Here is a 12,595-nt window from a genome sequence, read left to right as displayed (position 1 = left end):
GGGGTTTGCCATGTCCGCTGTCGGGTCCACGGCCGGGCCGGGGGCGATCGATTTGATGATCGGCTTCCCGAGCGCACAGGCCAAGAGCCACTACGACTTCCTGAAGCCGCAACTGCGCGACGCGGAGAGCGGCGAGATGGAGTTCCCCGCCGAGTACATGTTCAAGGGCGTGCCGAATCGGCTGGACGAGGGTGTCGATCCGGTCGCGGTGACGCTCGGTCGAATGGACGCCTGTGGTGTCGAGATGGGCCTGGTCGGGCTGAGCGAGACCGCGCTGCGCGCGATCGCCGAGCACCCGAAGCGCTTTCGGCCCACGCTGGAGGTGGACCCGAACGACATCACCACGACGGTCCGCCGGATCCGGCAGGCGTACGAGGAGCACCACATCGTCGCGGTGACCACGTTCCCGGCCGGCTGCAATCCGCAGGTGCCGGTCAGCGATCGGCGCTACTACCCGATCTACCAGACCTGCGTCGACCTGGATCTGCCGATCGTCTCCAACGCCGGCATCGCCGGACCGCGCGTGCCGTCCGCGTGTCAGGACGTCATGCACTTCGATCAAGTCTGTTACGACTTCCCGGAGTTGCGCATCGTGATGCGGCACGGCGCGGAGCCGTGGGAGGACCTCGCGGTCAAGCTGATGCTCAAGTGGCCCGGGCTGTACTACATGACGTCGGCGTTCGCGCCCAAGTACTACCCCAAGGCGATCGTCGACTACGCGAACACGCGTGGCGCGGACAAGGTGATGTACGCGGGCTACTACCCGATGGGCCTGTCCCTGGAGCGGATCTTCCGCGAGCTGCCGGACGTGCCGTTCAAGCCCGAGGTGCGGGCGAAGTTCCTGCGCGAGAACGCGATGCGGGTGTTCAAGCTGGGCGAGGTGTGAGCGCCGTGTCCCTGGAGCGCCACACCATCATCTCGGCGGACGGGCACGCCGGTGCCGGGATGGACACCTATCGCGAGTTCCTGGACCCGTCCTGGCGTGCGGAGTTCGACGACTGGCGAGAGCGCTACCGCAATCCGTTCCGCGACCTCCAGGGGGATCGGCGCACCCGCAACTGGGACGACGACCGGCGGATCGCCGAGTTGGCCGCGGACGGGATCGTCGCGGAGGTGGTGTTCCCCAATACGGTGCCGCCGTTCTTCCCGACCGGACAACTGCTCGCCCGTCCGCCGTCGGCGCGCTCCTACGCCCGCCGGCTGGCCGGGATCCGGGCGCACAACCGCTGGCTGGCCCAATGGTGCGGCGGGGCGAACGCGGTGCGCCGGGCCGGGCTGGCCCAGGTGTTCCTGAACAACATCGAGGACGCGGTCGCGGAGGCGATCTGGGCCGGGGAGCACGGCTTGGCGGGCATCCTGATCCCGACCACGCCGCCGGACGTGAGCGGCATCCTGCCGCTGTACGCGCCGGAGTGGGACCGACTCTGGGAGGTCTGCCAGGACCTGGAGTTGGCGGTGGTCAACCACGGCGGATCCGGCAGCCCCGACTACGGCGCCTACCCGGCGTCGACCTTCCTGTGGATCGCCGAGGCGACGCTGTTCTCCCGCCGACCGCTGACCCACATGTTGCTGTCCGGGGCGTTCGCGCGGTTCCCCCGGCTGAAGTTCGCGATCACCGAGCAGGGCGCGGCCTGGATCCCGCCGGTGCTGCGACAGTTGGACGGCTACCACGCGCAGATGGCGACCGGTCGCATCGGTGAACTCAAATACACCGAGGCCGATCGGCTGCCGGAGCCGCCGAGCGTGTACTTCGCGCGGAACTGCTGGGTGGGCGCGAGCTTCCCGTCGCCGAGCGAGGCCGCCGCGCGGCATGAGCTGGGGGTGGACCGGTACATGTGGGGTGCGGACTACCCGCACGACGAGGGCACGTATCCGTACACGCGCGAGGCGTTGCGCCGATCCTTCCACGATGCCTCGCCGACCGAGCTGCGGGCGATCCTGGCCGGGAACGCGGCGACGCTGTACGGGTTCGACCTGCCCGCCCTGGACGCTCTCGCGGCCGAGGTCGGACCGACGCACGCGGAACTCGCCGAGCCGCTGACGGATGTCCCGGCGGACAGCAACAGCCCGGCGTTCACCCGGCCCTGAGGGGCCCGCGGGTCGGGCCGGCCGGGGCGCGTGCAAACGGGTGCGACCGGGCCCGGCCCGATGGCGTGTTCGTCGGCTTCGGTCAGCGGCCCAGCACGTGGCCGCCGCTGACGTTGACGAACTCCCCCGTCATGTAGCCGGCTTCGGGAGAGGCCACGAAGGTGACGGCGGCGGCGATGTCCTCGGGGCGGCCGACCCGCTTGACCAGGGTCGCCTCCGCGCGGCGGGCGTGCTCGGCGGCGTCCTGGACCATGTCGAAAGTGAATTCGGTGTCGGCGATGTAGCCGGGGACGACGATGTTGGCGGTGATGCCGTCGGGGCCGACCCGGGCGGCCAGGCTGTGGTTCCAGGCGTGCACGGCGGCCTTGGCGGCGCCGTAGGCGTTGTTGCCGCGCAGCCCCGCGGTCGAGCCGATGGACACGATCCGGCCGCCGGGGCGCGCCAGGCGGGGGAGCAGTGCCTCGGTGAGCAGCACGGTGGGCAGCACGATGTGGTCGTACATCCGCCGCCAATGGTCGGCGACCCCGGCCAGGTCGGGTTCGCTGGGCGTGGGCAGCCGCCGGCCCGCGTTGTTGACCAGGACGTCCACCCGCGCGGGCAACAACGCGCTTGCCCGCTCGACCGCATGAGGGTCCGTCAGGTCGACGGCGACTGCGGTGCCGCCGATCTCCTCGGCGACGGCGGCGATCGGTTCGGGCCGCCGTCCCAGCACGGTCACCTGGTCGCCCTGCGCGGCGAACCGGCGCGCGACGGCCCGGCCGATCCCGCTGCCGCCTCCACTGACCACAACGAAACGCCGTGCGCCCATGACCGATTGTCGCCCTCTCCGCGTCCACCGCCGCCGACGTGACGCGATCCTACGAGGAGGCTCGACCATGCTCGGCCCGCAACGATGTGATTACGGGCACGTGTGCGAACGTCACCGGCTGACACGGTGATCCGGAGCCGGCCCATGGGGGAGACACGGTCGTCGTGGCGGTGCTGGAGGAGGTGCCGAGCCCCGATCCGGAGCGGGCCGTGGCGGCCTATCCGTGGGCCGCTTCGCCGGCCGTGACGCGGCCCACGTTCGGATCGGCGGACGACCATTGATGGTTGGAGGGGGCCCGACTAGAGTCGCGCAACCGACCGGCCGCACGTGCTCCCTGGAGATCGATCATGGTGGAACAGAAGAACGACGAGTTCATCGAGCCCTCGCCCGAGGAGATCGTCCTCTTCACCAAGGAGCACGTCTCGCAGATGGAGCAGTCGGACGGCGACGACGTCTGGCTCCTGGCCGGCATGAACCACGTGCTGGTCCACACCGTCGGCCGCAAAAGCGGCAAGCTGCACAAGGTCGCGCTCCCGTTCTGGGCCGACGAGAACGGCCACCGCGTCGTGGTCGGCTCCTTCGCGGGCGCGGCAAAGCACCCGTCCTGGTTCGTGAACCTGTCCGACCGCACGGCCAACCCGCAACTGCTCGTCCGGGTGCAGCACGCCACGTACTGGAGCACCGCCGAGATCCTCGAAGGCGACGAGTACACCAAGACGTGGGCCGCGCTCACCGCCGACCGCGAGTACTACAACAACTACCAGACCCGCACCGACCGCCGAATCCCCCTGGTCCGCCTCCCGGAAACCAGCCTGATCGCCCGTCGCGACTGACCGTCCCGAACCCCCGGCCGCCGCCGCACCGTCCCGAACTTCGGCCGGAGCGGCCCTTGTTCGAGTCGACCGACCGGCGGCCGGCCGACGTCGAGGATCGGCTCAGTCCGTCAGCAGCTTCTTCTGGACCTTGCCCATCGCGTTACGCGGCAGATCGGCGACGAAGAGCACGCGCCTGGGTCGTTTGTGTGCGGACAGGCCCGTGGCGACGTGGTCGATGAGCTGACGCTCCGTCACCTCGCCGTCCGGGACCACGAAGGCGACGATCTCCTGGCCCAGGTCGGCGTGCGCCACGCCGATCACCGCCGCCTCGCGCACCGCCGGGTGGGCCAGCAGGGCACCTTCGACCTCGCCCGCGCCGACCCGGTAGCCGCCGGTCTTGATCAGGTCCGTGCTCGCCCGGCCGACGATCCGGTGCCGGCCGTCGGCGTCGATCACCGCGACGTCGCCGGTGCGGAACCAGCCGTCCGGGGTCAGCGTCTCGGCGGTCGCGTCGGGACGGTTCAGGTAGCCCTGGAACAGGGTCGGCGAATCGACCTGCAACTCGCCCACCGTCTCGCCGTCGTGCGCACAGGCCGACCCGTCCTCGCCGACCAGCCGGGTACGTACGCCCGTGATCGGCAGCCCGACGAAGCCGGGTCGGCGCTCGCCGTCCGCCCGGGTGCTGATCGTGATCAGCGTCTCGGTCATGCCGTACCGCTCGATCGGTCGGTGTTCGGTGAGTTCGGCCAGTCGCTCGAACACCGGGACGGGCAGCGGTGCGCTCCCGGACACCAGCAACCGCGCTCCCGACAGCGCGCGCGCCGACTCCGGGTCCTGCGCGATCCGCGACCACACCGTGGGCACGCCGAAGTACAGGCTGCCGCCGGCCTGCGCGTAGGCCGCCGGCTGGGGGCGGCCGGTGTGCACCACGCGCGAGCCGATCCGCAGTGCGCCGAGTATGCCCAGCACCAGGCCGTGTACGTGGAACAACGGCAGGCCGTGCACGAGGACGTCGTCCGGCGTCCACGCCCACGCCTCCGCGACGCCTTCCAGCCCGGCCGCGATCGCCGTGTGCGGGATCAGCACGCCCTTCGGCGCTCCCGTGGTGCCGCTGGTGTACAGGATCAGCGCGGTCGTGTCCGGGGCGGGCTCCGGATGCGTGCTCGTCGAGCGCGCGGTGAGGTCGATCGGCATGGTGGGCAGGCCGGCGTCCGTCCACGGCCCCGGCGCGAGCAACAGCGTGGCGCCCGAGTCGGACAGGATGTGCGCGCGCTCCAGCGGACCCGAATCCGGCGGCACCGGGACCACCGGTACGGCCGCCACCAGCCCGGCCAGCGTGGCCACCACGGTGGTCAGGCTCGCGTCCGCCCGCACCGCGACGGCCGGCGCACCCGCGATCCGATCGGCCAGCGCCGTCGCCGCCCCGAACAACGCCTCGCGCGAGATCGCCTCCCCGGCCACCGTGACCGCGTCGGGCCGATCCGGCACGGGACCGTCAAGCGAGACGAGAGCAGACACGAACCGACCTCCAGCCACGACAACCGACCCACCGATGCTATTGCGCCCCACACCCCACGGACACCGTCGGCGCCGCGCCCCGGCCGTGTCACCCGAGCCGATGTCGATGTCGACCGCGGGCCTTTGCTTCGGCCGAGGGGTTCCCCCGCGACAAGTGGGTGGCGGGCCCTTGGCGTTGGGGTGGGGAACCGGTTGATGGGGTGAGTCGTCCCAGGGGCAGGACATTCGGGTGAGCAAGGAGTGGTTGTGCGTCGAAATCGCGCGAACGGGAGCAGGGTCGCGGCCGTGGCGGCGGTGTGCGTTTCGCTCGGTGTGCTGACCGCGTGCGGCAACGGGCAGAGTCCGTTGTCCACCATCGAGAAGACGACGCCGACCGCTCCGGTGAGCGCGAGCGCGGGGTCCGGGCTGGACGAGAACGTCCGCAACGAGGACCTCGACGTCGGCGAACTGGTGCGCCGGGCCAAGCAGTCCGCCGCCCGGATCAAGACCGTGCACGTGGTGGCGGACGTCGTCTCCGACGGCAAGGTGGTCAAGCTCGACCTGCGGGTGGACCGGGGCAGCGAGGACTTCCAGGGCACCATCGAACAAAACGGCGTCAAGCTGGAGGTGCGCCGGGTCCAGTCGGCGATGTACGTCCGCGGCGACGAGCAGGCGTACCGCTCGCTGGTCGGCACCGTGGACGGCGAGATGGCCGCCAAGCTGCTCGCCGGGAAGTGGCTCAAGGGCGACGCGAACAGCGAGAAGCTGCGCGGCGTGCGCAACGTCACCACCGTCGCCGACCCGGGCGCGGCGCTGAAGAACTTCCCCGAGGACGGCGTCAAGCTGCCCGTCGAGACGATCAACAACCGCAAGATGATCCCGCTCACCGGCCCGCCCGGGGACGACGAGGGCAAGATCTACATCGAGGCCCAGGGCGGCAAGCCGTATCCGGTCCTGATCGTGTCGAAGGACACCGCCAACAGCGGCTCGGTCAGCTACGGCGACTTCGACGTGCCGGTCAAGGTGAGCGCGCCGCCGGCCGCCGAGGTGATCGACATCCCCGACCGCTCGACCTCGTCGAGCACACCCCGCCCCGGCAGCACCGCCTGACCCATGCCATCCGGTGATCGCGACCCGGATCGGTCCGACCCTTGGGTCCGGGCCCCGCGGTGATCGGCTCGCCTTAGGATGCTCTCCATCCACGCGCCTCGTCCGTCGACGGGGCGCGCACATCGGGGAACCACCGCGGAGGGGAGTTGCGATGACGGTCGTTCTCGCACAGGGGGAGCGCGTCACCATCGGCAAGGGCACGGCCGGTTCGGCCGCCCGGGTACGGATGGGACTGGGCTGGGACCCGATCAAGCACGAGGGGCTGCGCCCGGGTCTGCAAGCGCTCACCGGCGTCGACCTGGACGCGTCGTGTCTGCTGTTCGACGCCGATCACCGCCTTGTGGACACCGTGTGGCCCAGGCAGTTGGTGTCCAAGGACGGCGCGGTCACCCACACCGGGGACAACACCACCGGTGCCGGCGATGGCGACGACGAGTCGATCATCGTGGACCTCGCCGCGCTGCCGCTGCGCATCACGGCCCTGGTCTTCACGGTCAGCGCGTTCTCCAGCGACGACTTCTCCCGGGTCGCCAACGCGTTCTGCCGACTGGTGGACGAGAGCGACGAGAGCGAAATCGTGCGCTACGAACTCTCCACCGCCGACTCGCACGACAACGCGCAGATCATGGTCAAGCTGGCCCGCGGCGCCGACGGCTGGGTGCTCACCGCGATCGGCCAACCGGCCAAGGGCAACACGGTCAACGACCTGCTGCCCGCAGTGCAGAAGTACCTGTAGCCGACTCGGCGACAACGCAACGCCGCCGCGCCCGGGCGACACCCACCACCCCGGGCGCGCCGGTGGCCCTAGGCCGCGGTGACGAGGCCGCGCTCGTGCGCGTAGTCCGCCAACGTCTCGCGCAGCCGCCGCCGGCCCCGGTGCAGCCGCGACATCACCGTGCCGAGCGGCACGTCCATGAACGCGGCGATCTCCTTGTACGGATAGCCCTCCACGTCCGCGAGATACACCGCGATCCGAAACTCCTCGGGCAGCGCGCGCAGCGCGGCCACCACCTGCGTGTCGGGCAGGTGCTCCAATGCCTCGGTCTCCGCCGACCGCAGCCCGGTCGATTCGTGCGACCCGGCCCGGTACAGCTGCCAGTCATCGATCTCCTGTACGCCCGACGCCACCGGCTGCCGCTGCTTCCTGCGGTAGGAGGTGATGAAGGTGTTGGTGAGGATCCGATACAGCCAGGCTTTCAGATTGGTTCCGTCCCGGAACTGGTGGAAGGACGCGTACGCCTTCGTGAACGTCTCCTGGACCAGATCCTCCGCGTCCGAGGCGTTGCGGGTCATCCGCAGCGCGGCCGGGTAGAGCGGGTCCAGAAACGGCACGGCGTCGCGTTCGAAGCGCTCTTGCCGCAAGCCCGGGGTGGTCAGGAGATCAGTCAAGTCGTCGCTCCCGCTACGCAAGGTACGGACCCGTCGGCGCCTGTTCGTCCCCACCGCGCCGGGGGTGTGAAACTCCCCTGCCCGGAATGTGCCCGCCGACGCGGGAATCAGCCGGGCCATTGGTCCTTCGTTGCCGGGAATGCCGATTCCGCAGGCCACCCGAACCGCCGGCCGGCCATATTCGACCGCCTTGGGTGACGGAGCGTCAAAATCCGTTCACTCCATGCCGATCACCGGTGTTCCCGAAGCCGGCGCGACGCCCTATTCTCGGGTCATGGGCGAGTCACAGCTTCGCCACCGCCAGCTTGGCCAGTGCGACGAGCTGGTCCTTGCTCGGCGGTGGATCGCCGCCGCCCGCGTTGAGCGAGAACACCGCCGTCTCGTCGCCTCGACGAGCCGCGACCACCAGGACGCCGCCGATCGTGTCGGGCTGGACGTACACCGCGGCGTCGCCCAGACCCGGGACCTTCTCGGTACGGGTGTCGCCCAGCGTGCCCAGGTAGGCATCGAGCGCCTTGTCCACGCCGCCCGAGGTCTTCGACCGGGTCGCGATCGTGCTGATCACCGGAGTGCCGTCGGCCGCCGCGTAGTCGCAGCCCAGCGGGTTCTGCGCGGCCCGCAGCCCCGGCATCGCCAGCGCCTGCGAAACCTGGTCGGCGGTGAGCACCGCGCACGCGTCGACCGCGCGCAGGTCGCCGCCCGCGCCGCCGCCGCCCGCGGTCGGGCTCGGGCTCTTGTCGCCGTCCGCCTTCGTGCCCCCGCCGCCACCGTCGTCGCACGCGGCCATCGGCAGCACGACGGCCGCGACCGCGACCGCCACGCCCATCCGAACCCTCACGGTTGTCCCCATTTCCCGGTTCCGCTCCGGGTCGTTCCCCGGCCCCGGCATGATCCGACATTTCTTGGCCCGCGGTGCGGCCTTGCCCAGATCGTCTCGGTTCGCGCCCGGCGCGACAATGCCGCCGCGTCTCGCGATGCGGGCTGCGATCAAGCTCACACCACTCCCGGTGAGCCTGGAATTCGCAGGTGAGACCCACATCCGGACCCGTCCCGATGTGCCCGGCATGTGGACCGGGTCTGCGGGGCACCTGCACACGTGTCCTAAAGTCACGCAGGTTCGACCCCGATGCCGTCGCCCCACCAAGGGCACGGCAACCTGTCGTCCCGAGGCACCCGTCCGATTTCCCCCGCACCCGGACACCCCGGGCAAGGAGGTACGTAGCTCGTGATCCGTAAGCTGTTGGTGGCCAACCGAGGCGAAATCGCCGTGCGCGCCCTGCGCGCCGCCACCGAGCTCGACATCACCACGGTCGCCGTCTACGCGTACGAGGACCGGCACTCCCTGCATCGCCAGAAAGCGGACGAGAGCTACGAGATCGGCGAGCGAGGTCACCCGCTGCGCGCCTACCTCGACGTGGACACGATCGTCGGAGCGGCGATCGCGTGCGGTGCCGACGCGATCTACCCCGGCTACGGCTTCCTTTCCGAGAACCCGCTGCTCGCCGAGGCGTGCGAGGCCAACGGGATCACCTTCGTCGGCCCCTCGGCCGATGTGCTCTCGCTCGCGGGCAACAAGGTGCGCGCGCTGGAGGCCGCGAAGGGCGCCGGACTGCCGACCCTGCAGACCGCGCCGCCGCAGGACGACGTGGACGCGCTGGTGGCCGCCGCGGACGCGATCGGCTTCCCGATCTTCGTCAAGGCCGCCGCCGGCGGTGGCGGCCGAGGGTTGCGCAAGGTGGATCGGCGCGAGGACCTGCGTTCCTCGATCGAGACCGCGATGCGCGAGGCGCAGACCGCCTTCGGCGACCCGACGGTCTTCCTCGAGGAGGCGGTGATCCGCCCGCGTCACATCGAGGTGCAGATCCTCGCCGGTGCCGACGGCGGTGTGGTGCACCTGTACGAGCGGGACTGCTCGATGCAGCGGCGGCATCAGAAGGTCATCGAGATCGCTCCCGCGCCCAACCTGGACCCCGAGCTGCGGGACCGGATCTGCGCCGACGCGGTGCGCTTCGCCGAGGCGGTGGGCTATCGCAACGCGGGCACCGTGGAGTTCCTGCTCGACGAGCGCGGTCGGTACGTGTTCATCGAGATGAACCCGCGTATCCAGGTCGAGCACACGGTCACCGAGGAGATCACCGGCGTCGACCTGGTCCAGGCCCAACTGCGGGTCGCCGCCGGTGCCGGCCTGGCCGACCTGGGTCTGGTGCAGAGCGAGATCCGGATCCAGGGCGCGGCCCTGCAGTGCCGGATCACCACCGAGGACCCCGCGGCCGACTTCCGCCCCGACACCGGCACGGTGTCCGCCTACCGCTCGCCCGGCGGCGCGGGTGTGCGCCTGGACGGCGGCACCTACACCGGCGCCGAGGTATTGCCCTACTTCGACTCGATGCTGGTCAAGCTGACCTGCCGGGGCCGGACCTTCGGCGACGCGGTCAACCGGGCCCGGCGTGCGGTGGCCGAGTTCCGCATCCGCGGCGTCGCGACCAACATCCCCTTCCTGCAGGCCGTGCTCGACGACCCGGCCTTCCGCGACGGCCGGATCACCACGTCGTTCATCGACGAGCACCCCGAGCTGGTCCGCTCCCGCCCCGGCGCCGACCGCGGCACCCGCCTGCTCGCCTACCTGGCCGACGTCACGGTCAACCGCCCGTACGGCCCGACCCCGAGCATCGCCGTCCCGCGCACCAAGCTTCCCGACCTGCCCGCCGGCGACCTGCCCGCGGGCGGCCGGGACCGGCTGCTGGAACTGGGCGCGACCGGCTTCGCCCGGGCGCTGCGCGAGCAGAGCGCGCTGGCGGTCACCGACACCACGTTCCGCGACGCTCACCAGTCGCTGCTGGCCACCCGGGTGCGCACCTACGACCTCGCCGCCGCGGCCCCCTACATCGCGCGGATGACGCCCGAACTGCTCAGCGTCGAGGCATGGGGCGGGGCGACCTACGATGTCGCGCTGCGCTTCCTCAAGGAGGACCCGTGGCAGCGCCTGGCGGCGCTGCGCGAGGGCATGCCCAACACCAACCTTCAGATGTTGCTGCGCGGTCGCAACACCGTCGGGTACACGCCGTACCCGGACAAGGTGTGCGTGAAGTTCGTCGAGGAGGCCGCCCGCACCGGCATCGACGTGTTCCGGATCTTCGACGCGCTCAACGACATCGAGGCGATGCGTCCGGCGATCGAGGCCACACTGGGCACGCACGCGATCGCCGAGGGCACGCTGTGCTACACCGGCGACCTGTCCGACCCGGCCGAGAAGTTGTACACGCTGGACTACTACCTGCGGCTCGCCGAGCAGTTGGTCGAGGCCGGCGTGCACGTGCTGTGCGTCAAGGACATGGCCGGGCTGCTCCGGGCGCCCGCCGCCCGCACCCTGGTCGGTGCGCTGCGCGAGCGCTTCGACCTGCCGGTGCACCTGCACACGCACGACACCGCGGGTGGTCAGCTGGCCACCTACCTCGCCGCCATCGAGGCCGGCGTCGACGCGATCGACGGCGCCTCGGCCGCGCTGGCGGGCACCACCAGCCAGCCGCCGCTGTCCGCGATCGTGGCCGCGACCGACTACACCGAGCGCGCCACCGGCCTGTCCCTGGACGCGCTGTGCGCCCTGGAGCCCTACTGGGCGGCCGTACGCGAGGCGTACGCGCCGTTCGAGTCCGGCCTGCCCGCGCCCACCGGCCGGGTCTACCGGCACGAGATCCCCGGCGGGCAGCTCTCCAACCTGCGCCAGCAGGCGATCGCGCTGGGCCTGGGCCACAAGTTCGAGGACATCGAGGACGCCTACGCCGCCTCGAACCGGATCCTGGGCAACATCGTCAAGGTCACCCCGTCCAGCAAGGTGGTCGGCGACCTGGCCCTGCACCTGAGCGCGGTGGGCGCGGACCCGGCCAAGTTCGAGGCCGACCCGGGCGCGTTCGACGTGCCGGACTCGGTGATCGGCTTCCTCCAGGGCGAGCTGGGCACCCCGCCCGGCGGCTGGCCCGAGCCGTTCCGCACCCGGGCGCTCGCGGGTCGTACCGCGAGCTCGACCCGCACCGTGGAACTGACCGCGGAGCAGGACGCCGCCCTGGACGGCGACGAACTGCGCGACACGCTCAACCGGCTGCTGTTCCCGGGCCCGGCCAAGGACTACGACGAGGCCGAGCGGCTGTACGGCGACGTCTCCGCGGTGCCGACCGTGCCGTTCCTGTACGGCCTGGTCCAGGGCGAGGAACTGGCCATCAAGTTGTCCACGGGTGTCTCGCTCTACCTCGCGGTCGAGGCGGTCGGCGACGCGGACGAGCGCGGCTTCCGCACCGTGTACTGCCGGATGAACGGCCAGCCTCGGGTGCTCTCGGTGCGCGACCGCTCGGTCAAGCCGGCCCGTCCGGAGAGCGAGCGGGCGAACCCGGACAACCCCAAGCACGTGGCCGCGCCGTTCAGCGGTGTGGTCACCCTGCAGGTGGCCGTGGGCGACGAGGTCGAGGCCGGCGGCACGGTCGCGACGATCGAGGCGATGAAGATGGAGGCGTCGATCACGGCGCAGAGCGCGGGTACGGTGGCCCGGTTGGCGATCGGCCCGGTGTCCTCGGTCGAGGCCGGTGACCTGCTGCTCGAACTGGGCTGAGCGGCCGATCCGGGGCGCCCGGATCGCAGTCGATCGAAGGATCGAAGTCGATCGAATCCCGCACCAACTTGATCGTTTTCTCGATCGGCCCGTACTACACGAACCACCATCCGAGCATTCGGGTGGTGGTTCGTGGCTTTTCTGGACACGTATGGCAGACGTTTGATTGCCTGATGTCCGATTTCGTTGGTCCGTATGGGCTGCTTTCGTTCGTTTTTTCCGTTTCGTCGGTCCGTCGTTTCCCGAGGTGGGGCCGCATGTCGCGATCCTGACGTCAGGACGTACCCC

General features: G+C 70.7%; 10 protein-coding genes. 6 read left to right on the top strand and 4 right to left on the bottom strand.

The genetic code is table 11. The features are described 5' to 3' along the window. The first annotated feature begins 10 nt into the window (after window positions 1-10). Window positions 11-886 carry an amidohydrolase family protein gene (locus A3IC_RS0138035; RefSeq protein ID WP_052173990.1) on the top strand — a complete coding sequence of 292 codons (876 nt, stop codon included), beginning with the start codon at window positions 11-13 and terminating at the stop codon, window positions 884-886. Between the two features lie 5 nt (window positions 887-891). Next, a complete protein-coding gene (locus A3IC_RS0138030) occupies window positions 892-2,088 on the top strand; it encodes an amidohydrolase family protein (RefSeq protein ID WP_040877836.1) in 1,197 nt (398 codons plus the stop codon). Window positions 2,089-2,170: 82 nt separating this feature from the next. Here A3IC_RS0138030 and A3IC_RS0138025 read toward each other — a convergent pair whose 3' ends face one another. Continuing rightward, window positions 2,171-2,896 carry an SDR family NAD(P)-dependent oxidoreductase gene (locus tag A3IC_RS0138025; protein ID WP_026219209.1) on the bottom strand — a complete coding sequence of 242 codons (726 nt, stop codon included), beginning with the start codon at window positions 2,894-2,896 and terminating at the stop codon, window positions 2,171-2,173. 347 nt (window positions 2,897-3,243) lie between these two features. On the opposite strand from A3IC_RS0138025, the gene A3IC_RS63195 reads away from it, so the two are divergent. Next, a complete protein-coding gene (locus A3IC_RS63195) occupies window positions 3,244-3,729 on the top strand; it encodes a nitroreductase/quinone reductase family protein (RefSeq protein WP_020555316.1) in 486 nt (161 codons plus the stop codon). Window positions 3,730-3,831: 102 nt separating this feature from the next. Here A3IC_RS63195 and A3IC_RS0138010 read toward each other — a convergent pair whose 3' ends face one another. Further along, entirely contained in the window at window positions 3,832-5,229 is a 1,398-nt protein-coding gene (locus tag A3IC_RS0138010; protein ID WP_040877794.1) for an acyl-CoA synthetase, read from the bottom strand. Between the two features lie 246 nt (window positions 5,230-5,475). Here A3IC_RS0138010 and A3IC_RS0138005 point away from each other — a divergent pair, with 246 nt between their 5' ends. Together A3IC_RS0138005 and A3IC_RS0138000 are read left to right on the top strand one after the other, a co-directional pair. Then, window positions 5,476-6,318, top strand: coding sequence for a hypothetical protein (locus A3IC_RS0138005; RefSeq protein ID WP_158696262.1), 843 nt, complete (start codon window positions 5,476-5,478; stop codon window positions 6,316-6,318). A gap of 151 nt (window positions 6,319-6,469) precedes the next feature. After that, the gene (locus A3IC_RS0138000; RefSeq protein WP_020555313.1) at window positions 6,470-7,054 is read left to right on the top strand and encodes a TerD family protein; all 585 of its coding nucleotides are present in this window, start codon (window positions 6,470-6,472) and stop codon (window positions 7,052-7,054) included. Window positions 7,055-7,122: 68 nt separating this feature from the next. Here the strand turns inward: A3IC_RS0138000 and A3IC_RS0137995 are convergent, their stop codons facing one another. Continuing rightward, window positions 7,123-7,707, bottom strand: coding sequence for a sigma-70 family RNA polymerase sigma factor (locus tag A3IC_RS0137995; RefSeq protein ID WP_020555312.1), 585 nt, complete (start codon window positions 7,705-7,707; stop codon window positions 7,123-7,125). Between the two features lie 283 nt (window positions 7,708-7,990). Beyond that, the gene (locus tag A3IC_RS0137990; RefSeq protein ID WP_158696261.1) at window positions 7,991-8,545 is read right to left on the bottom strand and encodes a hypothetical protein; all 555 of its coding nucleotides are present in this window, start codon (window positions 8,543-8,545) and stop codon (window positions 7,991-7,993) included. Between the two features lie 387 nt (window positions 8,546-8,932). On the opposite strand from A3IC_RS0137990, the gene A3IC_RS0137985 reads away from it, so the two are divergent. Then, window positions 8,933-12,307 (top strand): pyruvate carboxylase, encoded by a 3,375-nt coding sequence (locus tag A3IC_RS0137985; protein ID WP_020555310.1) that lies wholly within the window; start codon window positions 8,933-8,935, stop codon window positions 12,305-12,307. The last annotated feature ends 288 nt before the right edge of the window (window positions 12,308-12,595 follow it).

The sequence above is a fragment of the Embleya scabrispora DSM 41855 genome (assembly GCF_000372745.1).
Taxonomy (GTDB): Bacteria; Actinomycetota; Actinomycetes; order Streptomycetales; family Streptomycetaceae; genus Embleya; species Embleya scabrispora.
Note: the sequence above shows the minus strand (reverse complement) of the source record. Positions and strands in the feature narration are given on the sequence as shown.